Source organism: Streptomyces dengpaensis, assembly GCF_002946835.1.
Lineage (GTDB): Bacteria > Actinomycetota > Actinomycetes > Streptomycetales > Streptomycetaceae > Streptomyces > Streptomyces dengpaensis.
Map to the genome: position 1 here is coordinate 3,030,136 of NZ_CP026652.1, position 24,504 is coordinate 3,054,639.

Consider the following 24,504-nt stretch of genomic DNA (forward strand, 5'->3'; position numbering starts at 1 on the left):
CCGCGCACACCACGGTTACCGAAAAGTACGATGGCCGAGCGGCGCACACCGCGTGTGGACAATTTTGGGAGGCGGCGTGACAGCCATCGAGCAGACAGAGGCGGCACGCCCGCGGGGCACTCGCCTGCCGCGCCGTGCCCGACGCAACCAGCTCCTCGGCGCCGCCCAGGAAGTATTCGTTGCGCAGGGGTACCACTCGGCCGCGATGGACGACATCGCCGAGCGCGCGGGCGTCAGCAAGCCGGTCCTCTACCAGCACTTCCCGGGCAAGCTCGATCTGTACCTCGCCCTGCTGGACCAGCACTGCGAGTCGCTGCTCCAGGCGGTTCGGACCGCGCTCGCGTCCACCACGGACAACAAGCTGCGCGTCCGCGCGACGATGGACGCCTACTTCGCGTACGTCGAGGACGACGGCGGCGCCTTCAGGCTGGTCTTCGAGTCGGACCTGACCAACGAGCCGGCGGTCCGCGAGCGCGTCGACAAGGTGACGCACGAGTGCGCGGAGGCGATCAGCGAGGTCATCGCCGAGGACACCGGCCTCTCGCGCGCCGAGTCGATGCTCCTCGCCTCGGGCCTCGGCGGCCTGGCGCAGGTGGTGGCCCGGTCCTGGCTGCACAGTGACCGCAGCGTCCCGCGCGACCAGGCGGTCCAGCTGCTGACCTCGCTGGCCTGGCGAGGCATCGCGGGTTTCCCGCTGCACGGCACCGAGCACCACTGACCGCCACTTTGTTCCCGCCCGCTGTTCGCTCCTGGCGTTCTTGAGCGGAGCGTCTACGTCCCCTCACCGGGCTAATGTGTGCTGCGTACGGCGCGGAGACAGACGCGCACATCACTGACCGTCGGAGGGACATAGCCGTGGAGGTCAAGATCGGCGTGCAGCACGCGCCCCGCGAGATCGTTCTGGAGAGCGGTCAGACCCCGGAAGAGGTCGAGCGCGCGGTGTCGGAGGCACTGTCCGGCAAGTCGGCGCTGCTGACACTCGTGGACGACCACGGCCGCAAGGTCCTGGTTCCGGCCGACCGCCTGGCGTACGTGGAGCTCGGTGAGCCCACGCAGCGCAAGGTGGGATTCAGCGCGCTGTAGTACAGGCGAGCGACAGCACAGGGGCCCGGTGACTGAGTCACCGGGCCCTTTCGCATGCCTGGCCGAGCGGGTGCGGCCCCGCAGTGGTAGGCGGTTACGGCCGTCGTCGCACATACCGCTGTCGTACACAGACAGAGCACAGATTGATCACAGAGGAGGATTGCATTCCGCACGTCAGGGGTAAGACCGGCTACGACCGATTTGCGCCGGCCGTGCGGGAGGGACCTCACCATGTTCTTGGAAGCACTCGGCTCCGCGATGCTCGGTCTCGCACTGGCGTGGGCGGCGGCGTACCGCCTGCCCCACCGGTTGCCGGCCCGTAGCCTGGTCCTGTCGACCGGTGTGGCCGGGGCCCTGTTCGGTGCCTTCCTGACGCACACCGCGCTGGGCGCCGGCCACTTCCTGGTGATCCTCCTCGGCGCGGCCGCGGTCTCCGCAGCCCTGCTGTCGCTCCTCCTCCGCCCGGCGGAACGCTTTCGGCGCAGCTCAGCGACGGCGTAACCCGCACCGCCGTTCCCGAAAGCGCCGCGAGCGTCACAAGCCTCACGACCCACCGCGCGAGCGCGGTGCCTAGGCCGCCAGCCCCAGCGCCGCCATCCGCTTCGTGTGCGCCTCGGTGATCCGCGAGAACATCCGGCCGACCTCCGCGAGGTCGAAGCCGTCCGCCACGCCGCCCACGAGCATGGTCGACAGGGCGTCGCGGTCGGCGACCACGCGCTGCGACTGGGACAGTGCCTCGCCCATCAGGCGACGCGCCCACAGCGCGAGGCGGCCGCCCACGCGCGGGTCGGCGTCGATCGCGGCGCGCACCTTCTCGACGGCGAAGCTGGCGTGTCCGGTGTCGTCGAGAACCGCGAGGACGAGCCCGCGCGTGTCCGCGTCGAGGCGGGCCGCGACCTCGCGGTAGAAGTCACTGGCGATCGAGTCGCCGACGTACGCCTTGACGAGCCCCTCCAACCAGTCCGAGGGAGCCGTCTGCTTGTGGAAGCCGTCGAGCGCGGCGACGAACGGCTCCATCGCCTGCGTCGGCTCCGCGCCGATCGCCGCGAGCCGGTCCCGCAGCTGCTCGAAGTGGTGGAACTCGGCCGACGCCATCGCGGCCAGCTCCGCCTTGTCGATGAGGGTGGGCGCCAGCTTGGCGTCCTCCGCCAGCCGCTCGAACGCCGCGAGCTCGCCGTACGCGAGCGCTCCGAGCAGGTCCACGACCGCGGCGCGGTACTGGGGGTCGGCGGAGGCGGTGGCCCAGTCCTGGGCGGCGACCGAGGTGGCCCCGGGCTTGGCCTCGGCGGGTTTGTCAGCGGCGTTGTCAGGCGTCGTCATGAAGCGCACAATAGCCCGCTCGCCGCAAGAGGGAAGTCCCTGGTCAACCACTGTGACAACGACGACGTGACCAAATCGGCCATCGCATATGCGCGATTCCAGGGTATGGTGCTAATGCGCCCGGTCGAGTATTCGACGGGCCGCACGAATGAGGATGCCCGGTCGGTGGCCCGATCGGCTCCGACCCGACAGCCCTCTTCGTCCGTACGGCACTCTGCGTACGGCGTCCGGAGGGACCCTCAGCGGTACGAGCGCTCGAGCGTCGGCAGTGGTCCCATGCCACTTGGCCCGCCCGACAAGCGGCCGACGTCCCCGGCACGGTCCCGACACGACCCCCGCGCTCGCCTCGCACCGCGTACACAGAAGAGGCAGCACCCTGACTACGACTTTCCGAGAGCTCGGGATCCTTCCCGAGACGGCCGAGGCCCTTGAGGCCGTCGGCATCATCAACCCCTTTCCCATCCAGGAGATGACGCTCCCCGTTGCCCTGTCCGGCAGCGACGTCATCGGCCAGGCCAAGACCGGCACCGGCAAGACGCTGGGCTTCGGCCTCCCGCTTCTCGAGCGCGTCACCGTTCCCGCCGACGTCGAGGCGGGCCGCGCGCAGCCCGAGGCCCTCACCGACGCCCCGCAGGCCCTCGTCGTCGTTCCGACGCGCGAGCTGTGCACCCAGGTCACCAATGACCTGCTGACCGCGGGCAAGGTCCGTAACGTACGCGTCCTCGCCATCTACGGCGGCCGGGCGTACGAGCCCCAGGTCGAGGCCCTCAGGAAGGGCGTCGACGTCGTCGTCGGCACCCCCGGGCGGCTGCTGGACCTCGCGGGCCAGAAGAAGCTCAACCTCAAGCACATCAAGGCGCTCGTCCTCGACGAGGCCGACGAGATGCTCGACCTGGGCTTCCTGCCCGACGTCGAGAAGATCATGAACATGCTGCCGGCCCGCCGTCAGACGATGCTGTTCTCGGCGACCATGCCGGGCGCGGTCATCGGTCTCGCGCGCCGCTACATGTCGCAGCCCACGCACATCCGCGCCACCGCGCCGGACGACGAGGGCGTGACGGTCGCGAACACCTCGCAACACGTCTACCGCGCGCACAACATGGACAAGCCCGAGATGGTCGCGCGCATACTGCAGGCCGAGGGCCGGGGACTGGCCATGGTCTTCTGCCGTACGAAGCGTACGGCCGCGGACCTCGCCGACCAGCTCCAGCAGCGCGGCTTCGCCTCCGGCGCGGTCCACGGCGACCTCGGCCAGGGCGCCCGCGAGCAGGCGCTGCGCGCCTTCCGCAACGGCAAGGTCGACGTCCTCGTCTGCACCGACGTCGCCGCCCGCGGCATCGACGTCGAGGGCGTCACCCACGTCATCAACTACCAGTCCCCCGAGGACGAGAAAACGTACCTGCACCGCATCGGCCGTACGGGCCGCGCGGGCGCCAAGGGCATCGCGATCACGCTCGTCGACTGGGACGACATCCCGCGCTGGCAGCTGATCAACAAGGCGCTGGAGCTCAGCTTCAACGACCCGCCGGAGACGTACTCCACCTCTCCGCACCTCTTCGAGGAGCTGAGCATCCCGGCCGGCACCAAGGGTGTCCTGCCGCGTTCCGAGCGCACCCGCGCCGGGCTCGCGGCCGAGGAGGTGGAGGACCTCGGCGAGACCGGTGGCCGTGGGCCGCGCGGGCGCGGTGGCCGCTCCCCGGCGCCGTCCGCCGAGCGTGAGCGCCCGGCGCGTACGCCGCGTCGTCGCCGTCGTACGCGCAACGGGGCGCCGTTGGAGGAGACTTCAGCGTCTCCGGAGACGGGGACGGAGACCGGCTCCACCTCTGGCTCCACCTCCGCCTCCGCCTCCGCCTCCGCCGAAGCCAACGAGGCCGTCGAGCCGCGCACGCCGCGCCGTCGGCGCCGTACGCGTGGTGGGGCGGCGGAAACCGCCGCCGTGCCCGAGGCCGCGGAGGCCGCCGTGGCGACGGCGGAGGGTGCCGTCGACGAGCCGGTCAAGCCGCGTCGTCGCCGGACGCGGAAGACGGCGGAGCCGGTGGAGACCGTGGAAGCCGTGGAGGCCGTGGCAGCCGTGGCAGCCGTGGCAGCCGCTGAGGTCGTCGCTGTTGAGGCCGTCGCTGTCGCTGCCGAGGTCGCGGAGGCCCCGGCCAAGCCGCGTCGTCGTACGCGTAAGGCCGCGGAGGCCGTTGTCGACACCGTCGAGGCTGAGGCGGAGGTCAAGCCGCGGCGTACGCGGAAGGCTGCGGCCGCCAAGGCCGCCGACGCCGCCGTGGACACCGCCGAGGCGGCGGAGGCCAAGCCTGTGCGTCGCCGGACGCGCAAGGCCGCCGCCGAGACCGTCGACGCCGAGATTCCGGCCCAGGCCGCTACCGAAGAGGCCGAGCCCAAGCCGGTGCGCCGGCGGACCCGCAAGGCCGCGGAGGCTGTCGCCGACGTGGCTGAGGGCGTGGCGGAGGCTCCGGCCAAGCCGCGGCGTACGCGCAAGGCTGTAGCCGCCAAGGCCGCCGACGCCGCCGTGGACACCGCCGAGGCGGCGGAGGCCAAGCCTGTGCGTCGCCGGACGCGCAAGGCCGCCGCCGAGACCGTCGACGCCGATATTCCCGCGCAGGCCGCTGCCGAGGAGGCCGAGCCCAAGCCGGTGCGCCGGCGCACTCGCAAGGCCGCGGCTGCCGCGGAGTCGGCGGAGAGCTGATTCTCTGGTTGTTGGCCCGGTCCCACTGTTCGGTGGGGCCGGGCCATTTTTTTCGCCCCCTCCGCCCCTACCCGTCCCGTATCTGGGGGGCTCCGCCCCCAGACCCCCCGTATCGCGCTGACGCGCTCGTCCTCAAACGCCGGACGGGCTGGAGATAGCCCCTCCGGCGTTTGAGGAACGGGGTCTGGAGCGGAGCCCCGGGTACGGGACGGGTAGGGGCGGAGGGGGCGATAACCTCGGTCGCATGAGCAGGCCTGCCACCTTCGCCCCGCCGCCCGGAGTCCGTGCCTACCGGCTCCCCACCGCACGCGGTGAGTTCGCCGTGCTCGACGCCGCGCCGGACGGGCGGCGGCCCAAGGGCACCGCCCTCCTGCTGCCGGGATTCACCGGCAGCAAGGAGGACTTCATCGCGCTGCACGAGCCGTTGGCGGCGGCGGGTTACCGGACAGTGGCCGTGGACGGGCGCGGGCAGTTCGAGACCGGGGGACCGGAGCGCGACGAAACGGCGTACGCGCAGGGCGAGTTGGCACGGGACGTACTGTCGCAGGCCGCCGCCCTCGACACGCAAGGCACCCCGCTGCACCTCGTAGGACACTCCCTCGGCGGCCAGATCTCGCGCGCCGCGGTGCTGCTCGACCCGTCCCCCTTCTCCTCACTGACGCTCATGTCCTCGGGCCCCGCCCAGATCTCCGCCCCCCAACAGCAGCGCGTCAAGCTGCTGCGGGACACGCTCGCGGTGATGGACATGGCCCAGGTGTGGGAGGCGATCCGGGCGATGGAGCCGCCGGAGGAGACCGACACCGGAGGGCTCGACGCGGGCCTCGACGACCTCGCCGACCTACGGCGCCGCTGGCTGGGCAACAGCCCCGCCCAGCTCGTCGCGACCGGCCGCCAACTGTGCACCGAGCCCGACCGTGTCGCCGAACTGGCCGCCATCGCTCTGCCGATGCACGTGCTCTCGGGCGAGCGCGACGACACCTGGCCGCTGCCCCTGCTGGACGAGATGGCCGTACGGCTGGGGGCCCACCGCACGGTCGTACGAGGAGCCGAGCACTCCCCCAACGCGGATCAGCCCCTGGAAACGGCCCGCGCCCTCGCGTACTTCTGGGATCACGCGGACGGCCAGGAGCGGCGAGCCGGCCGCTAAGCGGCGCCGGGGAAGTGCGGGTGCGTTCCCGCGTCGTTCGGTGCGTGCTCTCGGCGTGCCGGGCGAAGGTCCTCGTAGCGGAGCTACTTGGGCCTTTGGCCGGTGCGGCGAGTGGGGGCACCTCCCACGCCCTTGAGGCAGTGGGGGAGCGTGCCGGGCGGCGTGGGTGCGTGCCTGAACTTCCTCGGGGTCGCTTAGTACGCACCTGCGAGTGCCTTGATACTGCGCCCGCACGTGCCCTAGTACTGCGCCTGCAAGTGCTCCCAGAAGCCGTCCCGGAGCGCTCGGCGCAGATCCGCCTGGCCCCGCAGGGAGTACTGCAACAGCCCCTCCGCCTCGACCAGCAGATCCTGGTCGACCGAGCCGGGGAGATACGGGTGCCCGGGCAACAGCTCCACAAGCGACTCCCGGCCCCGCGCCGCCAGCCACTTCGCCGCGATCTGCGCGCCCACGAAGCGCACGTCCTCCCGTGTGGGCCGGGCCGCCAACGTCGCGTCGTACGAGAGGCCGGTCCGGCGTGACACGTACGGCTTGAAGAAGTCGAGGTCGAGGGTCCGCTGGCTGTCGACCTCCCAGAGCAGCGGCTCGGCCTGGTTGCGGCCCTCGGGCGCCTCGATCCCCCACAGGTGGACCCGGGCCCCGTACCCCTGCGCGGCCTCCACCGCCGAGACCAGGTCCTCGTCACCGCCGAGCAACGCGGCGTCGCTGATGGCGCGGTGCCGGGCGAGGGACTCCAGGTCGGACCTGATCAGGGAATCGACGCCCTTTTGCTGGTTGTTGGCGTTGAGGTTGCCCAACCGCACCTTCACGTCCGGGAGTTCCGCGATCGCCTGCTGCTCGGCGGTGTGGATGCGGCGGCGTGCGCCGTCGTACCAGTAGACGCGCAGCAGCCTGCTGTCCGCGAAGATCGTGCGGGCCCGGTCGATGAGCGCCTCGAGGAGACCTTCGGTGTCCAGCTCGAAGGAGCGGCGGTCCTCCGTCCCGGCGACCAGCCGCCCCGCGGCCGCGTACAGATATCCCGCGTCGACGAAGATCGCGTGGGTCGAGGGCGTCTTCGCCACCTCGGCGAGCATGCGCTGCAGCAGCTCGTTCGTATGGTCGATGCGGGCGCCGAGCGCCGCGAGGTCGTCGTTCATCGCCTTCATTGTCCCGGTGGTCACGCTGCGAACACAACCGGCCCCGTTCAGTCTCCGCCAGGCCTCATACCGGCCGGTAATTAGATTCTCGAAAAATTTCCTTAGCGTAGGGAATGTTTGAAACACGCACCCTGTTGTCTCTCTATGGATGCCGGGACATTGCCGCCCGCGCGCCGCTCACCAGTAGTTCTCCTCAGGAGGATGACCAGACGAAGGGAGAAGCCTGTGCGCTTCGAAATCAGGCGACTCGACGATGCCGACGGCACGACCGTGGACAGCACCGTTGTGGACGCTGCCTCCGTCAATCGGATCGTTCAGCAAGCCGCGGCCATCGGGCAGCGACTGTGGATCCGCCCGGCCGAGACCTCGGCCTCGTAACAAGCGGATCTCTGACACATACTCCAGAGCCCCGTACGGCACCGACGCCGTACGGGGCTCTGCGCGTCCCGGAGGCCTTCGAATCGAAGACCTCGGTTCGAAGACCTCGGGTCGAAGACCTCGGTTCGAAGGCCTTCAGCTCGCCTGAATCACCTGCGTGACCCCGTTGATGATCTGCTGCACGGCGATCGCGGAGAGCATCATGCCCGCGAGACGGGTCACCAGGACGACACCGCCGTCCTTGATGATGCGGATGATCAGCAGCGAGTACCTCATCACGAGCCACAGCACGACATGGATCGCGAGAATCGCGGTCCACATGGACACCTGCGTGGTGACGGTGTCGGCCTTCTGCACCGCCAGGATCACGGACACGATGGCGCCCGGCCCGGCGAGCAGCGGCATGCCCAGCGGTACGAGGGCGACGTTGACGTCCTTGGTCTGCTTGGGCTCGTCGGTCTTGCCGGTCAGCAGGTCGAGGGCGATCAGCAGGAGCAGCAGCCCGCCCGCGATCATCAGCGCGGGTACGGAGACATGCAGGTAGTCCAGGATCTGGTGCCCGAGCAGTCCGAACACCACGATCACGCCACCCGCCACACAGACGGCCTGGAGGGCCATCCGCTTCTGCACCTTGGCGGGGCGTCCGGCGGTGAGCGCGAGGAAGATCGGGGTGATCCCGGGGGGATCCATGATGACGAAGAGGGTGAGGAAGAGGGAGCCGAAGACGGCGACGTCGAACACGGTGAATGGCCTTGCGGGTGGTGGTGAGAACAGGGATGGCCGCTGTGGGCCGGGGTTCGTTCCGGAGGCAGGAGAGGAGCTCCGGAGACGGGTCAGAGTTCTGGAGGCAGGTCAGGCTTCCGCGGGCAGGGCAGGACAGGTCAGGTCAGGTCAGGTACAGGGCGGCACAGCCGACAGCGCCGTGCGCCTGACAACAGACCTGGGAAAGGACACGCGGAACAGACCTCAGAGCGGACCTCAGTAACGGACCTGGAATCGAGAAACCGAGAAGTGAGAAGCCCGAGAAGCGTCAGGCTCCACCGGTACCCGGCACCGGAAACGCGCCCGTGGCCCGCCGAGTGATCTCCCCGTACACCTCGGGGTCGGTCGTGTACTCGCCGAGCACGCACGTCTTGCGGCTGCCGTGGTAGTCGGACGACCCGGTGGCGAGCAGCCCGAGGTCGGCCGCGAGTCCGCGCAACCGCGCCCGGGTCGCCGGCTCGTGGTCCATGTGGTCGACCTCGATGCCGTCGAGGCCCGCCGCGGCGAGCTCCGCGATCGCGGACTCCGGCACCGTACGGCCCCGCTTGACGGCGGCCGGGTGGGCGAAGACGGCGACGCCGCCCGCGCCCTTGATCAGCCGGAGCGCCTCGAAGGGGTCGGTCTCGTGCTTGGGGACGTAGGCACGGCCGCCGTCGGCCAGCCACTTCTCGGTGAAAGCGTCCGAGACACTGTCCACGACGCCCAGTTCGACCAGCGCGGACGCGACATGCGGCCGCCCGACCGAACCGTCGCCCGCGATGCGCGCCACCTGCTGCCAGGTGATCGGCACGCCCAGCTCCTGGAGCTTGGCGATCATGCTGTGGGCACGCGGCACACGGTCGTCCCGCACCAGCTCACGCTCGGCGAGCAGCTCGGGCTCCTCGGGGTCGAACAGGTAGGCCAGCATGTGCAGGCTGATGCCGTCGATACGGCAGGAGAGCTCGGCGCCGGTGACGAGGGTGAGCCCCTCGGGCAGCGCGGCGATCGCCTCGGCGTACCCGCGGGTGGTGTCGTGGTCGGTCAGCGCGACGACGTCCAGCCCGGCGGCGGCAGCGTTCCGCACCAGCTCGGCCGGCGTGTCCGTACCGTCGGAAGCCGTGGAGTGGGTGTGCAGGTCGATGCGCACTACGCGAACTCCAGACGGCGACGGGACGGAAGCAGACACCCAGGATAACGGGAATGCCGCGCCCCCTGTCACACCCGTACCTGGCGAGCACCCCCTACGAAGACCGAGCGCCCCCTACGGAGAACCTGTGAGCCCTGCGGCCGCAGCAGCGCCCCGTAAGGGGTGCGGGGCAGTGACATCTGCGGCTTCGCCGCGTGGGCGCGACCGGCCCCCACCGACCCGCACGCGCCGCCGGCCCGCACACGCCGCCGGCCCTCAGGCGTTTTCGCCCCCTCCGCCCCTTCCCGTCCCGTCCTTCGGGGCTGCCGCCCCCAAACCCCCGCATCGCGCTGGACGCGCTCGTCCTCAAACGCCGGACGGGCTAAGAATCAGCCGGGCGGAGCGCTACGGCTCGAGAATCCGCGGCGACAACGCCCCGATCGGCAGCAGATCCATCTCCGCCCCCGCTTCCCGCAGATCGGTCAGCACCAGTTCGTCGTACATCAGCAGTCCGGACTGCTCGGGCCACACGATCGCCCACAGCCACAGTCCGCGCGCCTCGCCCGCGAAGACGGCGCGGTCGTCGGGGGCGCCGGACACGTGCCACAGCGGGGTCGGGCGGCCGGCCGCGAGGACCTTCGCCTGGGGCGGCTTCTCGACGCTCATGTACGCGCCGGGGTCGGGCCCGTCGATGCCCGCGTACCGCGCGCCGAGGCCGACGCCGAGTTCCTCGGCGACGAGGATCAGCTCGCCTATGCCGCCGAGCGGTCCGGGTCCCGAGCAGGCGACGGCGGTCGCGCGCCCCCCGCTGCGATCGTCACCCGCGAAGGCCGCACCCGTGAACAGCCAGCCGACCGGCAGCGGCCACGGCATCCACACCGGCACCCGGGCGCGGTGCACCACCACTCCGAGGGCCTCGACGCTGGGCGGGATCACGGGCTGCAGCGGATGCACGGTTCCGTGCACGTCGCACTGCCACGAATCGGCAAAGAGGCCGGGAGCCCTGACCCGGCCACCACACTTCGGGCAACTGGGTTCGCCCCTCATAGGGCCCAACGGTCCTCCCCGTCCTTCGCCGCGTCAAGGACGATCACCCGTCCGGCGTGTGCCTGTCACGGCACAGAGCCCAATCTCAGTCCAGCGCAACAGACTTGCGCAGTGGGTCACGCAGATCCGTTCCCCCGTTCAGCCAGCGCTCCTGGAGGGCGCCCGCGCCGTGCACGCGCTTCCACGCGGCCTCGTTGGGCGTCATCGGGAGCAGCGGCAGGAAACGTACGGGATCGGCGGGCGCGTCCAGTTCCAGGTCCTCGACCAGGCCGCCGGACTCGGCGACCAGGACGGAGGTGAACGGCGCGCCGGGCCACAGCGGTTCGCCCACGTCCAGCGAGGCGCCGGGGGCCACGACCAGTCCCTCGACCTGCGGGGACACGGCGAGTACGGCGAGCGGGCGGAGCACCTTGTCGGTGTCGGCGGCGCCCGCGCGCACCGAGAGGATCAGCTCCGCGCGCGGTCCCTTCACCGGGTCGGCGAGGACCGCCGTGGGGTCGGCCATCGGCTGGGCGGACATGCCGAGCGTCGCGTAGCGGACGAGGTCGCCCTCTGTGAAGCGCAGCACTTCGATGCGGTCGGTGCCGAGGAAGGTGACGCCGGCCCGCGCGTCGGGTTCGCCCAGCGCAGAGCACAACCGGGCTTCGACCAGAGGGAGAACATCAGCCATGAGCCGAGCATAGATCTCGTCAGTAACGCGCAAAGCGGGGGCTTGACGCTTCAGCGCGCTGATAGTGTTGGCCGCCGGTCGTGGCAGCGCGCTGATGGGGGCACCACCCAGGCCCTTAAGGCACTGGGGGAGTCGCTCTCGAGCTCCGACCGCACAAACACTGACTCCCCACGGGGAGACAGACTCCCCTACGGGGGATGGCTCGTCCCTCACGGGGGACCGACCGGAGGAGGTGGGGCTGCAATGGATCGAAGTCGACCGTGCAGTACCACCCGCTCTTCCGGTCGCTGAGCTCTCCGGCTAGTTCGACTGTTCCCCTAGCTGCTGTCTCCTGCGAACGTGTGCGTACGTGTCAGCGTCGTCGCGGCGCACGACGGAAGAGCGCTTCGTTTCCGCCCGATCTGCCGATCTGTCTGATCAGAACGTGATCTGTACCTGATCTGTCCGATCTGAATCAGTAGCGAAGCTGCCACCGCGACGGTGCGGTGCTCCCCGCTTTGTGGACGTGCCAAACATCCGCAGTCAGGACGTCCCCATTCCGGGTAGTTTCAACCGTCGCCCGGCGGCCTCCCTTGCGAAGGAGCCTGCCATGTCGATGATCCGTGACCTGCGCGACGCGGTCCGCCCCCGTCCCTCGCTGCGCAAGGACGGTGGCTCGTACGACACCACCCGTGACCCCTCGACCCCGTCCGCCGTGGTCGACTGCGCCGTCTACCGCGACGGCGCCCGCATCGAGAGCCGCGAGCCCCTGTCGCCGCACGAGGCGATGCGTCAGGTGCAGCGTGACGGCGGCTTCGTGTGGATCGGTCTGCACGAGCCGACGGAGGCCGAATTCGCCGGTATCGCCAGCGAGTTCGGGCTGCACCCGCTGGCCGTCGAGGACGCCGTCCAGGCCCACCAGCGCCCCAAGCTCGAGCGCTACGACGACTCGCTGTTCACCGTCTTCAAGACCATCCACTACCTCGAGCACGACCAGCTGACCCCTACCAGCGAGGTGGTGGAGACCGGCGAGGTCATGTGCTTCACCGGGCGGGACTTCTTCATCACGGTCCGGCACGGCGGGCACGGCTCCCTGCGGGCGCTGCGGCACCGGCTCCAGGACGACCCCGAGCTGCTCGCCAAGGGCCCCTCCGCCGTGCTGCACGCGATCGCCGACCACGTCGTCGACGGGTACATCGCGGTCGCGGACGCCGTGCAGGACGACATCGACGAGGTCGAGACCCAGGTGTTCTCGCCGGGCCGCAAGGGCACGCCGCGCGGTAGGGACGCCGGGCAGATCTACCAACTCAAGCGCGAGGTACTGGAGTTCAAGCGGGCGGTGTCGCCGCTGCTGCGCCCGATGCAGCTGCTGAGCGAGCGGCCGATGCGGCTGATCGACCCCGACATCCAGAAGTACTTCCGGGACGTCGCCGACCACCTCGCCCGGGTGCAGGAGCAGGTCCTCGGCTTCGACGAGCTGCTCAATTCGATCCTCCAGGCCAACCTCGCCCAGGCCTCCGTGGCGCAGAACGAGGACATGCGCAAGATCACGTCCTGGGCCGCGATCATCGCCGTACCGACGATGGTGTGCGGTGTGTACGGCATGAACTTCGACTACATGCCGGAGCTGCGCTGGAAGTTCGGCTACCCGCTGGTGCTCGGCGTCACGGTCGGCATCTGTCTCACGATCCACCGCATGCTGAAGCGCAACGGGTGGCTGTAGACGCGGGCTGGATAGTCTTGGCCCCATGACGGAAGAGCTGCTCGACCAGGCCCTCGTCGAGGAGGCCACCAAGAAGTCCGGGCTGATCTGGGTACGGGGCGGCGGCGCGCCGGCGCTCCAGACCCAGGGCGGCAACGCGGCGCACTCCCGCGCCCTGTGGCACGTGTGGCACGACGGCGCGGCCTGCCTGGTGGGCGACGGGCCTGGCGAGCAGCCGCTGCCGGACCTGGTCGACGGGGGCACCGCGGTCGTCACCGTACGCAGCAAGGACAAGGGCGGACGCCTGGTCTCCTGGTCCGCGAAGGTCGTGGAGCTGGCCCCCGGCAGCCCGGAGTGGGACGCGGCCGTCGGCGAGCTCAAGGGCAAGCGCCTGAACGCCCCCGACGGCGAGGCCATGCCCGAACGCTGGGCCCGTGAGTGCCGGGTGCTCCGCCTGGAGCCGTCGGGCGCCACCCGGGAGTTCCCCGAGGGCTCTCTCGCGGCCGCGCCCGTCCCGACCCCGGCGATCACGCGTCGGCCGATCCCGGCCGCCCTGCCGCGCCTGCTGATGAAGAAGCGCAAGCGCCGCTAGGGCCCGTCCGGCGGATCAAGTCGCGGAGAAGCAACGGCACCTCATAGACACCGGTGAGCTAGTCCACGACGCGGGCGTCTCCGGGTCTACCAAGACGGCAGCGGCTCTACGAAGACGGCAGCTGCTGCCCGTAGTCCACCGTCTCCTTCTTGGTGGGCTCCTCCAGGGGGAAGTCCTTGCCCCAGTCGCTGAGGCGGAGGGTGCCCGCGTTGCCCGCGCGGACCAGGAGGAGCGGGTACGGGGTTCCCTCCAGGGAGACGTCCAGGGAGCCGCCGGAACCCTTGCCGCCGGTGATGCGGATGGTGCGGACGCCGGACTGCTCGTGACGGCCGTCCGTGCCGAGGGTGCCGTGCAGGCTCAGCAGGCCGTCGAGGAGGACGTCCTTGTCGGTGAAGCCGCTGAAGCGCTTGTAGGCGGGGTCACCGGTCGGCACCTTCACGTACATGCCCTCCAGCTTTTCGGCCGCCGCCGTGTCCGCCGAGGTCGTGCCGCCCTTGCCGTCCTGGTCGCTCCAGAATTCGGCGTCGGCCTTCAGAAAGAGATTCTCGCCGACCCGCAGCAGCCGGAAGGCCTCCCCCTTCGAGGTGACCGAGCCGGTGCCCCCGTCGGCCTTGAGGCGCATGTCGAGGGTGTACGTCGTCCCGTTGACGACCACGTTTCCGGAGAGCCGTACCGCGTCCGCCGCTTCGGCCGCCTTCTTCGTCTTCGCCTGGATGGTGGCGGCGGGCAGCTTGCCCACGCCGTTCGTGCCCGCGTCCGGGTCTTTCTCAGCCCCGCACCCCGCCAGCCCCGTCCCCGTCACGACCAGTGCGCACACCGCGCTCACCAGTGGGGCCCTGCGGCTTCGGCCCTGGGGAATTCCAGTCACAGGCGGGGCTGCCTTTCGTGCGGGGGACCTGAATGGCGTAGGCAGCGTACCCGTGCCGCCCACGCACGACGGAGGCAGTCCGTCCGGACCGCTCACCAGGGCGTATCCGACTGGGACGGGCTAGCCTGAAGCCCACCCGAGCGGACAGAGCTGCACAGAAGGCACGTATGCGGAGAAGGAAGGCAAGGAGGCGCTGACATGGCCGCAAGCGCCCCCCGGATCTTCGTCTCGCACCTCGCCGGTGTCGCCGTCTTCGACCCGAACGGCGACCAGGTGGGCCGGGTGCGGGATCTGGTCGCCATGCTGCGCATCGGACGGCGGCCGCCCCGGCTGCTCGGCCTCGTCGTCGAACTGTCCACGCGCAAGCGCATCTTCCTGCCCATGACCCGGGTGACCGGCATCGACTCCGGCCAGGTCATCACCACCGGTGTCCTCAACGTGCGCCGCTTCGAGCAGCGGCCCACCGAACGGCTCGTCTTCGGCGAGCTGCTCGACCGCCGCGTCCGCCTCGTCGAGACGGGCGAGGAGGTGACCGTGCTCGACGTGTCGATCCAGCAGGTGCCTGCCCGGCGGGACTGGCTGATCGACCGGGTCTTCGTGCGCAAGGCGCGCAGCGGGGCCTTCCGGCGCACCAAGGGCGAGACGCTGACCGTCGAGTGGTCCGCCGTCACCGGGTTCTCGCTGGAGGAGAAGGGACAGGGCGCCGAGAGCCTGCTCGCCACCTTCGAGCAGCTGCGCCCGGCGGACCTCGCGAACGTCCTGCACCACCTGTCCCCGAAGCGGCGCGGAGAAGTGGCCGCGGCGCTCGACGACGACCGTCTCGCCGACGTCCTCGAAGAGCTCCCCGAGGACGACCAGATCGAGATCCTCGGCAAGCTCAAGGAGGAGCGCGCGGCCGACGTCCTGGAGGCGATGGACCCGGACGACGCGGCCGATCTGCTCTCCGAACTGCCCGCCGGGGACGTGGAGCGGCTGCTGGCGCTGATGCGCCCGTCCGACGCGGCGGACGTACGGCGGCTCATGGCGTACGAGGAGAAGACCGCGGGCGGCCTGATGACCACCGAGCCCATCGTGCTGCGGCCCGACGCGACGGTCGCCGACGCGCTCGCCCGCGTCCGCAACCCGGACCTCTCCCCCGCGCTCGCCGCGCAGGTGTATGTGTGCCGCCCGCCGGACGAGACGCCGACCGGCAAGTACCTGGGTACCGTCCACTTCCAGCGGCTTCTGCGCGATCCTCCGTTCACGCTGGTCGGCGCGCTGGTCGACGACGACCTCCAGCCGCTGGACCCGGAGGCCGCGCTGCCTGTCGTGGCCGGGTTCTTCGCGACGTACGACATGGTTGCGGCGCCCGTCGTCGACGAGAGCGGCTCGCTGCTCGGCGCGGTGACCGTGGACGACGTACTGGACCACATGCTGCCCGAGGACTGGCGCGAGACCGAGTTCCACCTCGAAGGCGAGGAACCCGATGGCGCCTGAGCGCGAGAACCGCGAGCGGATCGCCGAACGGGTCGCCCACGGGGCCACCGCCGCCCGGCAGCACAGGCGGCTCGACCAGCCGAAGGTGCCCCGGCGCAGACTGGTGCCCGAGTGGGACCCGGAGGCGTTCGGACGGCTGTCGGAGAAGATCGCCCGCTTCCTCGGCACCGGGCGGTTCATCGTCTGGATGACGTTCGTCATCATCCTGTGGGTGCTGTGGAACGTCTTCGCGCCTCCCGTACTGAGCTGGGACAGCTACCCGTTCATCTTTCTGACGCTGATGCTCTCGCTCCAGGCCTCGTACGCCGCCCCGCTGATCCTGCTCGCGCAGAACCGCCAGGCCGACCGCGACCGGGTCAACCTCGAACAGGACCGCACGCAGAACGAGCGGTCCATCGCGGACACCGAGTACCTCACCCGCGAGATCGCCGCGCTGCGTGTGGGCCTCGGCGAGGTCGCCACCCGCGACTGGATCCGCTCCGAACTCGAGGACCTGATCAAGGAGCTGGAGGACCGGTATCCCGACGGCCACGGCGACAGCCGTGGAGTATTCCCGGCGGAACGTTCGAAAGACGTGACGTAGACGACCGGTGACGGGCTTACCGGGCCCGCGGCCCGTCGCCGTACCATCGTCGGTATGGCTACGGAAGACGCGGTGCGCGAAGCACTGGCGACGGTGAACGACCCCGAGATCCAGCGACCCATCACCGAGCTGGGGATGGTCAAATCAGTGGAGATCGGTGCGGACGGCACGGTGGCGGTCACTGTGTATCTGACCGTCTCCGGCTGCCCGATGCGAGACACGATCACGCAGCGCGTGACAGAGGCGGTCTCCCGGGTCGAGGGCGTCACGGGCGTCGACGTCACGCTCGACGTCATGAGCGACGAGCAGCGCCGCGAACTGGCGTCCTCCCTGCGAGGCGGCCAGGCCGAGCGCGAGGTCCCCTTCGCCAGGCCGGGCTCCCTGACGCGCGTGTACGCGGTCGCCTCCGGCAAGGGCGGCGTCGGCAAGTCCTCGGTCACGGTGAACCTGGCGGCGGCGATGGCGGCCGACGGCCTCAAGGTCGGCGTCGTGGACGCCGACATCTACGGCCACTCGGTGCCGCGCATGCTCGGCGCGGACGGCCGTCCGACCCAGGTCGAGAACATGATCATGCCGCCGCAGGCACACGGCGTGAAGGTCATCTCCATCGGCATGTTCACCCCGGGCAACGCGCCGGTGGTGTGGCGCGGCCCGATGCTCCACCGCGCGCTCCAGCAGTTCCTGGCGGACGTCTTCTGGGGCGACCTGGACGTGCTGCTGCTGGACCTCCCGCCGGGTACGGGCGACATCGCGATCTCCGTCGCGCAGCTGGTCCCGAACGCCGAGATCCTCGTCGTCACCACCCCGCAGCAGGCCGCCGCCGAGGTCGCCGAGCGGGCCGGCTCCATCGCCGTCCAGACCCACCAGAAGATCGTCGGTGTGGTCGAGAACATGTCCGGCCTGCCCTGCCCGCACTGCGGCGAGATGGTCGACGTCTTCGGCACGGGCGGCGGCCAGTCGGTCGCCGAGGGCCTGACGCGCACGACCGGCGCCACGGTCCCGGTCCTCGGCTCCATCCCGATCGACGTCCGCCTCCGCGAGGGCAGCGACGAGGGCAAGCCGGTGGTCCTTTCCGACCCCGACTCCCCTGCGGGCTCCGCCCTGCGCGCCATCGCCGGCAAACTCGGCGGCCGCCAGCGCGGCCTGTCGGGCATGTCACTCGGCATCACCCCGAGGAACAAGTTCTAGCCACTGCTGTGGGCAGTCGTTCCGCAGGGCGATGAGGGTCCCCCGCTCGCGCGAAGCCGAGAGTGGGGGAGGGTGGGCACAGCCTGCAGCGCCGGGCGCCTGGTCAGGGAGATCCAGCCCCAGAAACCGCACAGGAAGGGGCGCCGTCTATCAAGACGGCGCCCCTTCCCCGTAACCCCGCCGGCTAGGCGTACTCTCCGATGTCCTTGATCATCGCGAACCCCAGCCCATAGGCGCTCATCCCGCGCCCGTACGCCCCCACGTGGCCCCCCTCCTGGGTCGACCCCGCGAGCACCCAGCCGAACTCGGACTCGCGGTAGTGGAAGGATGTGGGAACGCCGTCCACGGGAAGGGACAGCGTGGACCAGTCGGGGCCGTTCAGGTCGTCGGCCAGGACCCACGCGGTCTCGGTCTGCTGGTCCAGCCAGTTGTCCCGCAGGCTGTGGTCCATCTGCCCGGGCCAGGTGAAGGACAGCAGTCCCACACCGGCCAGCCAGGCCGCGGAGGACACCGAGGTGGCCTCCAGCAGACCCGTACCGTCCGCGCTGCGGCGTACGGGGCTGGCCGCGACGGTGACCACGACCGCGAAGCGTTCCTTGTCCTCGGCCGACTCGGCGCGCACCGTGGGCTCGTCGCCGTGCCCGATCGAACCGTGCTCGACGGCACCGTCCGCCGACGTACCGACCTGCATCAGCCAGCGCGGCCCCGTGAAGGCCTCGTCGAGGCCGTACCACGGGAAGGGCGCCAGCAGGTAGCCGTCGACCGTACGCCGGGCGGAGGGGACCTGCTGTCCGCCCTCCGCGGCCGGCGCCTGCGCGCCTACCCGACTTGTCGTCTCCATCTGCCCGGACGCCTCCTCGCTCTCGTCGGACCGGGCGGCCCGCCCCCCTCGGGCGTCCTTATCGGTCCGCACAACAACTGGGCAGCATAGCCACACCGCTCCGAGCAGCAGCGAAACCGCCCGGCGCGCGGGACGCGCACGCGCCGGATTCAGGCCGCGAGGGGTATGTATTCGGACGACGTACGACTCATGGCTTCAGACGGAGTACGGGTCACGGCTTCAGACGGCGTACGGGCTCGCGTGTCGTCCAGCTCACGTGGCATCCGTACGGCGCGGAGGGCGTACGGCTCAGGTGGCGTCCGCGTCGAAGGGCGGGCGCTCGTCCGGGGCGAGTTTCTCGCGCTTCTTCGTCATGTCGACGGAGCCGCCGGCCGAACCGGAAGACGACGAGGAGGACGACGCAGTGTCGGAGTCGCCGCCGTGGACGGCGTCCGTGACCTCGGCCATCTCCTTCTTCAGGTCGAAGCCGTTGCGGATCTCCTTGAGCCCCAGCTCGTCGTTGTCCAGCTGCTTGCGGATGAACGTCTTGGGGTTGAGGTCCTCGAACTCGAAGTCCTTGAACTCCGGGCCGAGTTCCTCGCGGATGTCCGCCTTGGCGCTCTCCGAGAACTCGCGGATCTTGCGGATGGTGCGTGTGACGTCCTGGATCATCTTCGGGAGCTTCTCCGGGCCGAAGACGAGCACGGCGAGCACAACGAGCGTCACCAGCTCGAGCGGTCCTATGTCATTGAACACCTGAAGCTCCTTGCGATGTCCTCGGTCCTCGGCCCCTCGGTCGGTCTCCCTCGGTGGGTCCTCCGTGGTCCGGGCCTGGTCCACGGTACCCGTCGATCCTGTCCGTCCGGAACTGTCCCGGGGCTTCCGGGTTCATGCACACGGCGGGCTTGCCACGCTGTTTGCCGTTCGGAGCTGATCAGCCGCCGTCCGCCGAGCCGAGCACCAGGGTGACCGTTTTCTCCTTGCCACCCCGTTGGAGGGTCAGTTGGAGCCGGTCTCCGGGGCGGTGGGCGCGGGTCTTCACGATGAGCTCCTCGCCGGAGTGGACGGGCCGGCCGTCGACCTCGGTGATGATGTCGCCCGCCTTGATGCCCGCCTCGGCGCCGGGACCGCCCGCGATGACCGGTGGACCACCGCCGTTGCCCTTGGTGCCCACGCGGGCGCCGTCGCCCGAGTAGTCCATGTCGAGCGTGACACCGATCACAGGGTGGGTGGCCTTGCCCGTGTTGATGAGCTCCTCGGCGACGCGCTTGCCCTGGTTGATGGGGATGGCGAAGCCGAGACCGATGGAGCCTGCCTGACCGCCCTTCAGGTCGGAGCCGCTGTCGGCGGAGCGTATGGCGCTGTTGATGCCGATGACGCGGGCCTTGGAGTCCAGCAGGGGTCCGCCGGAGTTGCCGGGGTTGATGGGCGCGTCGGTCTGCAGGGCGTCGACGTACGAGACGTCGCTCCCGTCGCCGCTCTCGCCGCCCGCCGTGATGGGCCGCTCCTTGGCGCTGATGATGCCGGAGGTGACGGTGTTGGCGAGGTCGAAGGGGGCGCCGATGGCGACGACGGGGTCGCCGACCTGGACGTTGTCGGAGTTGCCCAGCGGCAGGGGGTCGAGCCCGCTGACGTCGGTGACCTTGACGACGGCGAGGTCGTACCCGCTGTCGTGCCCGACGACCTCGGCCTCGGCGGTCTCGCCGCCGCTGAACGTCACCGATATCTCGCCGCTGCCGCCGGCCGGTTCGACGACGTGGTTGTTGGTGAGGATGTGCCCCTGGCTGTCGAGCACGAAGCCGGTGCCGGTGCCCTCCTCCTGGGACCCGCGCACATGCAGCGTGACGACGCTGGGCAGCGCACGGGCGGCAATCCCGGCCACGCTCTCCGGAGCCCGCCCCGGCGCTTCCTTCCCCGCCTGCGGCAGCTCGACGTCTCCCACCCCGCCGTTCCGCTCCAGATACGCCCCTACGGCGCCTCCCACTCCCCCGGAGACAAGCGCAAGCACCACGGCCCCGCCCACGAGCACCTTCTTCGCCCGCTTACGCCGCTGCGTCACGCTCGCCACAGCCGCGCCGTTCTGCTGGAGGGGGCGCGGGGCCCAGGGGTCGTAGTTCTGCCAGGGGGACGGGGGCTGGGGGCTCTGCACGGGGGGTTCGTGGGCGGCGCCGGCGTACGGGGCCGGAGGAACGGGGGCGCCGTGGCCGACGGGCGGCGACGGCAAGGGCGCGGCCTGGCTGGCGGCATCGAAGGGCGCGGCCTGGGAGGCGGCGTCGAAGGGCGCGGCCTGGGCCGAAGCGTCGAAGGGCGTCCCCTGGGCCGCTGTCCCCGCCGGGACGTACGTCCCCTGCGCGGGCGTGGCCCCCGGGTGCTGGACCGGCGGGACCTGCGTCCCGTGCGCGGGCGTGGCCCCCGGGTGCTGGACCGGCGGGACCTGCGTCCCGTGCGCGGGCGTGGCCCCCGGGTGCTGGACCGGCGGGGCGGGCGTCCCGTGCGCGGGCGTGGCCCCCGGGTGCTGGACCGGCGGGACCTGCGTCCCGTGCGCGGGCGTGGCCCCCGGGTGCTGGACCGGCGGGACCTGCGTCCCGTGCGCGGGCGTGGCCGCCGGGTGCTGGACCGGCGGGGCGGGCGCCCAGGGGCCGGGCTGACCGTAGGGCGGGGTGCCGTAGGGGTCGGGGTCGTGCAGGGGCTTGGGGCGCTCCGCGGGGGCGGCGACGTGCTCGGACGACTCGCCGCCCGGCGCGCTCCCCCGGGGAGCCGAAGCGGGCCGCTCCAACGCGAAGTCACCGTCACCGTCGGCAGCCGCCGGAGCCTCACTCCGCCCAGGACGGCCCAATTCGAAGTCACCGTCACCGTCGGCACCGGCCGCACCCGTCAGGGCCACGCTGGGCCCAGGACGGCCCAGCTCGTAGTCGCCCTCGTCGGCGGCTGGGCGGCCCTCGTCGCGGGAAACCCTCGCGTCGGCGGCGCCCGGCTGCGTACGGGCGTCCGCAGCCGCTCCAGGCGTGCGGGCGCCTGGCGCACCCGCGCCCCCCTCGGGCACAGCCGTCCCTGCGGCCTCCGAGGGCACCGGTTCCGTGAGGTGATCCGTGGTGGTGTCGGGTCCCGCGCCCTGCGGCCGGGGCCTGCTCCACCACTTCGCCTTCGTGGGCTTCCCCTCGCTCATGCTCTCCCCACACCTGGCCCGCGGCATCACTCGCCGAGGTCACCGCAGATTGTCGACTCCGCGTCCGGGATCCCTCCTGCGGACGCGGCCCACCCTGGATTCAACCAGGTTCATGGGCCGCCGCGCAGAGGGCGGGTTCAGCGGACGGTACGGGAAGTGGGGGACGGGGACGAAGAGGGGGACCGGGTGGACGCGGGGACGGCGAGCAGGCCGGGGGTCGTGACCTCCAGGGCAGCTGGCCACGTCGTCAGCGCGAGCGGCTGGGCATCGGTGAGCGGACGTATGAGCGGGGACATCGCGGCGGCACCGGCGACCACCGGTGCCGTCAGTGTGTGCACGGCTTCCTGGCCGCGGGGGACCGGAGCGGGGACTCCGGGCAGCAGCGGCGCGGACACCTCGGTGGGCGCCACCGGACCGCCGCCGAGCGCCTGCTGGCCACCCGCGAACAGCGGCCCGACAGAGCGTCGGCGCTGCGCCTCGGGAGCCGTCGCGGCCCCCGTGCCCTGCGAACGGGTCGGCGTCACCTTGCTTCCGGCGCCGGAACCACCGCGCGCGTCCGTGGTGTCACCCGGCACTCCGGTCGACACCCCGCCGAGCGCCACAGCGGCCAGCGAAACCGCGCCGGCGGCGGCGAAGGCGAACCGCAGCCCGCGCGAGGCCGATCGCTCGGCCTCCTGACGGCTGACGTCATGGATGCGGAAGCCGCGTCCCGAGGAGGGGGGCAGCACATCGGCGTGCGGTCCGGCCGGGACGTACCCGAAGGGCTCGCCCCTCACGCCGAAGAAACTGGTGTCTCCGGAGGTCCGGTCGGCTCCGGGGATCCGGCCGCCGAATGCTCCCCCGCCCAGCGGCGAGCCGCCGCCGTTGGAGTCACCACCCCCGGGAAGCCCCTGGAGGCGGGCAAGGAAGCTCTCGGAGGGCGGAGGAGGAGCTACTTCCGCGAACACGTTCTTCAGTCGGCGCTGGGCGTCGGCCTCGGCCTTGCACTTCGCACAGGTGGCGAGGTGGGCGAGGACGCGCTCGCGCGACTCATGACCGAGCTCTCCGTCCACGAGGGCGGAGAGTCGGTCGCCGAGGTGCTGCTCAGCAATGGGCCGCTCGGCAGAGTTCGGCCGGGATCCACTCACGCGGTCGCGCCCCCTCCCCCCAGCACGGGCACTCCGCTGATCGCGAACGAGCGGCGCTCGGCGCGGGCCTCGGGAGACCGGTGGGCAAGGGCCTTGCGCAGCTGCGAGCGGCCACGGTGGATCCGGCTTCGGACCGTGCCGAGCTTGACACCCAGGGTCGCGGCGATCTCCTCGTACGACAGTCCTTCGATGTCGCACAGGACGACTGCGGCGCGGAATTCGGGCGCGAGGGTGTCCAGCGCCTGCTGGACGTCCGCGTCGAAGTGCGCGTCGTTGAAGACCTGCTGTGGGGACGGCTCGCGGCTGGGCAGGCGCTCGGCCGCGTCGTCGCCGAGGGCGTCGAAGCGGATGCGCTGCTTGCGGCGCACCATGTCCAGGAAGAGGTTCGTGGTGATGCGGTGCAGCCAGCCCTCGAAGGTGCCGGGCGTGTACGTCGACAGCGAGCGGAAGACGCGGACGAAGACTTCCTGGGTAAGGTCCTCGGCGTCGTGCTGGTTGCCCGTCAGGCGGTACGCGAGACGGTAGACCCGGCCGCTGTGCGTGCTGACGATCTCCTCCCAGGTGGGCGGAGTCCACGTCTGCGACTCCGCGTCGGTGGCGAACGTCGCGGTCTGCGCGGGGGCAGCGGTGTGGAACTGGTCAGCGATGTCGGTCACGGATTTCGGCTCACCCGCCGATCTGAGCAGGCGCCGCAGCACCCCTCTCCGATCCACAGGCGCAGCCGCACCTCCCCTGTCGGCTCTGGTGGTGTCCAGTGGAGCCCCTACCATAGCCACCTCGCCCGTTAGCTCCGGATAAGCGGTTTTAAGAGAATTTGATGCGCGCACACAGGGCTGCGTGAGCACTTGCTCGGCGCCCTGCTGTGAGTACTGGTCCATCCTCTTTCCCCGCTCTGTCTCTCCACCCCTCCAAACGCCCGGTCCCATCTGCGGGTTCCCGGCGCCAACGGATACAGTCACGCCCAGGCAATCACGGGGACAGGAGAGGGTCATTACCGGCAACCGGCAGACGAGCTGGGCGTTCGCCGACGCCTTTGTCGCCGAGGACGAAGCACTGCTCTGGGCCCGGGACCGGGCCCAGGAGGCAGGGCTGCGCTCGGTGTCGCCCGGCACGGGCGCCGCGCTGGGGTTGCTCGCCGCCACCGTGGACGCGAAGGCGGTGGCAGAGATCGGGACCGGGACCGGCGTCTCCGGAATCCATCTGCTGCACGGCATGCGGCCGGACGGGGTACTGACCACCGTCGACCCAGAGCCGGAGCGCCAGCAGTTCGCCCGCCAGGCCTTCCGCGCGGCCGGTTTCGCCAGCAATCGCGCCCGCTTCATCCCCGGTCGCGCGCTGGACGTACTGCCCCGGCTCGCGGACGCCGGCTACGACCTCGTCTTCTGCGACGGCGACCGGCTGGAGTGCCTGGACTACCTAGCTGAATCGTTGCGCCTCCTGCGCCCCGGCGGGCTCGTCGCCTTCGAGGGCGTCTTCGCGGACGGCCGCACGGTGGACTCGGGACCGCAGCCCGCGGAGGTCGGCCGGCTGCGCGAGCTGCTGCGCGCGGTGCGCGAGAGCCCGGAGCTGGTGCCCTCGCTGCTGCCGGTGGGCGACGGCCTGCTGTGCGCGGTCAAGCGCTGACCGGTACCCGGCTCCGCCCTGCTCATACGCTCCGACCTGC

General features: G+C 71.0%; 23 protein-coding genes and 1 pseudogene. 12 read left to right on the forward strand and 12 right to left on the reverse strand.

Annotated elements, in window-relative coordinates; genetic code table 11:
• Positions 1–76: 76 nt before the first annotated feature.
• From C4B68_RS13740 to C4B68_RS13750, 3 genes are all read left to right on the forward strand, one after another.
• On the forward strand, positions 77–718 hold the full coding sequence (locus C4B68_RS13740) for a TetR/AcrR family transcriptional regulator (protein WP_099499739.1): 642 nt from the start codon (positions 77–79) through the stop codon (positions 716–718).
• Positions 719–855: 137 nt separating this feature from the next.
• Complete coding sequence (locus C4B68_RS13745; protein WP_180289180.1) at positions 856–1,083, forward strand: DUF3107 domain-containing protein; 228 nt, start codon at positions 856–858, stop codon at positions 1,081–1,083.
• Between the two features lie 231 nt (positions 1,084–1,314).
• The gene (locus tag C4B68_RS13750; protein WP_099499737.1) at positions 1,315–1,584 is read left to right on the forward strand and encodes a hypothetical protein; all 270 of its coding nucleotides are present in this window, start codon (positions 1,315–1,317) and stop codon (positions 1,582–1,584) included.
• A gap of 69 nt (positions 1,585–1,653) precedes the next feature.
• On the opposite strand, the gene C4B68_RS13755 is transcribed toward C4B68_RS13750, so the two are convergent.
• Positions 1,654–2,403 (reverse strand): ferritin-like fold-containing protein, encoded by a 750-nt coding sequence (locus C4B68_RS13755; RefSeq protein ID WP_099500016.1) that lies wholly within the window; start codon positions 2,401–2,403, stop codon positions 1,654–1,656.
• 469 nt (positions 2,404–2,872) lie between these two features.
• Between C4B68_RS13755 and C4B68_RS13760 the strand changes: the two genes are divergently transcribed.
• Positions 2,873–5,095, forward strand: coding sequence for a DEAD/DEAH box helicase (locus C4B68_RS13760; RefSeq protein ID WP_240634341.1), 2,223 nt, complete (start codon positions 2,873–2,875; stop codon positions 5,093–5,095).
• Positions 5,096–5,339: 244 nt separating this feature from the next.
• Positions 5,340–6,242: an alpha/beta fold hydrolase gene (locus C4B68_RS13765; RefSeq protein ID WP_099499735.1), complete on the forward strand. Its 903-nt coding sequence runs from the start codon at positions 5,340–5,342 to the stop codon at positions 6,240–6,242.
• A 239-nt stretch (positions 6,243–6,481) separates the two neighbouring features.
• On the opposite strand, the gene C4B68_RS13770 is transcribed toward C4B68_RS13765, so the two are convergent.
• On the reverse strand, positions 6,482–7,378 hold the full coding sequence (locus C4B68_RS13770) for an NYN domain-containing protein (protein WP_167459086.1): 897 nt from the start codon (positions 7,376–7,378) through the stop codon (positions 6,482–6,484).
• A gap of 225 nt (positions 7,379–7,603) precedes the next feature.
• Here C4B68_RS13770 and C4B68_RS41855 point away from each other — a divergent pair, with 225 nt between their 5' ends.
• Positions 7,604–7,756: a hypothetical protein gene (locus C4B68_RS41855; RefSeq protein ID WP_099499733.1), complete on the forward strand. Its 153-nt coding sequence runs from the start codon at positions 7,604–7,606 to the stop codon at positions 7,754–7,756.
• Between the two features lie 135 nt (positions 7,757–7,891).
• On the opposite strand, the gene C4B68_RS13775 is transcribed toward C4B68_RS41855, so the two are convergent.
• From C4B68_RS13775 to C4B68_RS13790, 4 genes are all read right to left on the reverse strand, one after another.
• Positions 7,892–8,497, reverse strand: coding sequence for a MarC family protein (locus tag C4B68_RS13775; RefSeq protein ID WP_099499732.1), 606 nt, complete (start codon positions 8,495–8,497; stop codon positions 7,892–7,894).
• 289 nt (positions 8,498–8,786) lie between these two features.
• Positions 8,787–9,644 carry a PHP domain-containing protein gene (locus tag C4B68_RS13780; protein WP_099499731.1) on the reverse strand — a complete coding sequence of 286 codons (858 nt, stop codon included), beginning with the start codon at positions 9,642–9,644 and terminating at the stop codon, positions 8,787–8,789.
• Between the two features lie 384 nt (positions 9,645–10,028).
• On the reverse strand, positions 10,029–10,670 hold the full coding sequence (locus C4B68_RS13785; RefSeq protein ID WP_099499730.1) for a DUF6758 family protein: 642 nt from the start codon (positions 10,668–10,670) through the stop codon (positions 10,029–10,031).
• A gap of 85 nt (positions 10,671–10,755) precedes the next feature.
• A complete protein-coding gene (locus C4B68_RS13790) occupies positions 10,756–11,340 on the reverse strand; it encodes a suppressor of fused domain protein (RefSeq protein ID WP_099499729.1) in 585 nt (194 codons plus the stop codon).
• 589 nt (positions 11,341–11,929) lie between these two features.
• On the opposite strand from C4B68_RS13790, the gene C4B68_RS13795 reads away from it, so the two are divergent.
• Both C4B68_RS13795 and C4B68_RS13800 read left to right on the forward strand, forming a co-directional pair.
• Positions 11,930–13,042, forward strand: coding sequence for a magnesium and cobalt transport protein CorA (locus C4B68_RS13795; RefSeq protein ID WP_099499728.1), 1,113 nt, complete (start codon positions 11,930–11,932; stop codon positions 13,040–13,042).
• Between the two features lie 25 nt (positions 13,043–13,067).
• Positions 13,068–13,613 (forward strand): hypothetical protein, encoded by a 546-nt coding sequence (locus C4B68_RS13800; RefSeq protein WP_099499727.1) that lies wholly within the window; start codon positions 13,068–13,070, stop codon positions 13,611–13,613.
• Positions 13,614–13,719: 106 nt separating this feature from the next.
• On the opposite strand, the gene C4B68_RS13805 is transcribed toward C4B68_RS13800, so the two are convergent.
• The gene (locus C4B68_RS13805) at positions 13,720–14,481 is read right to left on the reverse strand and encodes a hypothetical protein (protein ID WP_099499726.1); all 762 of its coding nucleotides are present in this window, start codon (positions 14,479–14,481) and stop codon (positions 13,720–13,722) included.
• A 198-nt stretch (positions 14,482–14,679) separates the two neighbouring features.
• Between C4B68_RS13805 and C4B68_RS13810 the strand changes: the two genes are divergently transcribed.
• The 3 genes and pseudogenes from C4B68_RS13810 to C4B68_RS13820 all read left to right on the forward strand — a co-directional run bounded on the left by C4B68_RS13810 (position 14,680) and on the right by C4B68_RS13820 (position 17,728).
• Positions 14,680–15,957 carry a magnesium transporter MgtE N-terminal domain-containing protein gene (locus C4B68_RS13810; protein WP_099499725.1) on the forward strand — a complete coding sequence of 426 codons (1,278 nt, stop codon included), beginning with the start codon at positions 14,680–14,682 and terminating at the stop codon, positions 15,955–15,957.
• Positions 15,947–16,551 (forward strand): annotated as a pseudogene (locus tag C4B68_RS13815) (DUF1003 domain-containing protein). The gene C4B68_RS13810 and the pseudogene C4B68_RS13815 overlap by 11 nt, the downstream one beginning before the upstream one ends.
• Before the next feature lie 43 nt (positions 16,552–16,594).
• Positions 16,595–17,728: an Mrp/NBP35 family ATP-binding protein gene (locus C4B68_RS13820; protein ID WP_099499724.1), complete on the forward strand. Its 1,134-nt coding sequence runs from the start codon at positions 16,595–16,597 to the stop codon at positions 17,726–17,728.
• 184 nt (positions 17,729–17,912) lie between these two features.
• Here the strand turns inward: C4B68_RS13820 and C4B68_RS13825 are convergent, their stop codons facing one another.
• The 5 genes from C4B68_RS13825 to sigE all read right to left on the reverse strand — a co-directional run bounded on the left by C4B68_RS13825 (position 17,913) and on the right by sigE (position 23,539).
• Positions 17,913–18,569, reverse strand: a complete 657-nt coding sequence (locus C4B68_RS13825; RefSeq protein WP_180289179.1) for a hypothetical protein — start codon at positions 18,567–18,569, stop codon at positions 17,913–17,915.
• A 288-nt stretch (positions 18,570–18,857) separates the two neighbouring features.
• On the reverse strand, positions 18,858–19,304 hold the full coding sequence (locus C4B68_RS13830) for a sec-independent translocase (RefSeq protein ID WP_099499722.1): 447 nt from the start codon (positions 19,302–19,304) through the stop codon (positions 18,858–18,860).
• A 178-nt stretch (positions 19,305–19,482) separates the two neighbouring features.
• Positions 19,483–21,714, reverse strand: a complete 2,232-nt coding sequence (locus C4B68_RS13835; protein ID WP_240634343.1) for a S1C family serine protease — start codon at positions 21,712–21,714, stop codon at positions 19,483–19,485.
• Between the two features lie 137 nt (positions 21,715–21,851).
• Positions 21,852–22,841, reverse strand: a complete 990-nt coding sequence (locus C4B68_RS13840; RefSeq protein ID WP_099499721.1) for an anti-sigma factor family protein — start codon at positions 22,839–22,841, stop codon at positions 21,852–21,854.
• A complete protein-coding gene (gene sigE / locus C4B68_RS13845; RefSeq protein WP_099499720.1) occupies positions 22,838–23,539 on the reverse strand; it encodes an RNA polymerase sigma factor SigE in 702 nt (233 codons plus the stop codon). Before sigE ends, C4B68_RS13840 begins: the two co-directional genes overlap by 4 nt.
• Positions 23,540–23,765: 226 nt before the next feature.
• On the opposite strand from sigE, the gene C4B68_RS13850 reads away from it, so the two are divergent.
• A complete protein-coding gene (locus C4B68_RS13850) occupies positions 23,766–24,464 on the forward strand; it encodes an O-methyltransferase (RefSeq protein WP_099500014.1) in 699 nt (232 codons plus the stop codon).
• The last annotated feature ends 40 nt before the right edge of the window (positions 24,465–24,504 follow it).

Excerpts from the sequence above, each read along its gene's own strand:
- C4B68_RS13750 (WP_099499737.1), top strand. The coding sequence starts at position 1,315 with ATGTTCTTGGAAGCACTCGGCTCCGCGATGCTCGGTCTCGCACTGGCG.
- C4B68_RS13755 (WP_099500016.1), bottom strand. The coding sequence starts at position 2,403 with ATGACGACGCCTGACAACGCCGCTGACAAACCCGCCGAGGCCAAGCCC.
- C4B68_RS13760 (WP_240634341.1), top strand. The coding sequence starts at position 2,873 with ATGACGCTCCCCGTTGCCCTGTCCGGCAGCGACGTCATCGGCCAGGCC.
- C4B68_RS13765 (WP_099499735.1), top strand. The coding sequence starts at position 5,340 with ATGAGCAGGCCTGCCACCTTCGCCCCGCCGCCCGGAGTCCGTGCCTAC.
- C4B68_RS13770 (WP_167459086.1), bottom strand. The coding sequence starts at position 7,378 with ATGAACGACGACCTCGCGGCGCTCGGCGCCCGCATCGACCATACGAAC.
- C4B68_RS13785 (WP_099499730.1), bottom strand. The coding sequence starts at position 10,670 with ATGAGGGGCGAACCCAGTTGCCCGAAGTGTGGTGGCCGGGTCAGGGCT.
- C4B68_RS13790 (WP_099499729.1), bottom strand. The coding sequence starts at position 11,340 with ATGGCTGATGTTCTCCCTCTGGTCGAAGCCCGGTTGTGCTCTGCGCTG.
- C4B68_RS13795 (WP_099499728.1), top strand. The coding sequence starts at position 11,930 with ATGTCGATGATCCGTGACCTGCGCGACGCGGTCCGCCCCCGTCCCTCG.
- C4B68_RS13800 (WP_099499727.1), top strand. The coding sequence starts at position 13,068 with ATGACGGAAGAGCTGCTCGACCAGGCCCTCGTCGAGGAGGCCACCAAG.
- C4B68_RS13810 (WP_099499725.1), top strand. The coding sequence starts at position 14,680 with ATGGCCGCAAGCGCCCCCCGGATCTTCGTCTCGCACCTCGCCGGTGTC.
- C4B68_RS13820 (WP_099499724.1), top strand. The coding sequence starts at position 16,595 with ATGGCTACGGAAGACGCGGTGCGCGAAGCACTGGCGACGGTGAACGAC.
- C4B68_RS13825 (WP_180289179.1), bottom strand. The coding sequence starts at position 18,569 with ATGGAGACGACAAGTCGGGTAGGCGCGCAGGCGCCGGCCGCGGAGGGC.
- C4B68_RS13835 (WP_240634343.1), bottom strand. The coding sequence starts at position 21,714 with ATGAGCGAGGGGAAGCCCACGAAGGCGAAGTGGTGGAGCAGGCCCCGG.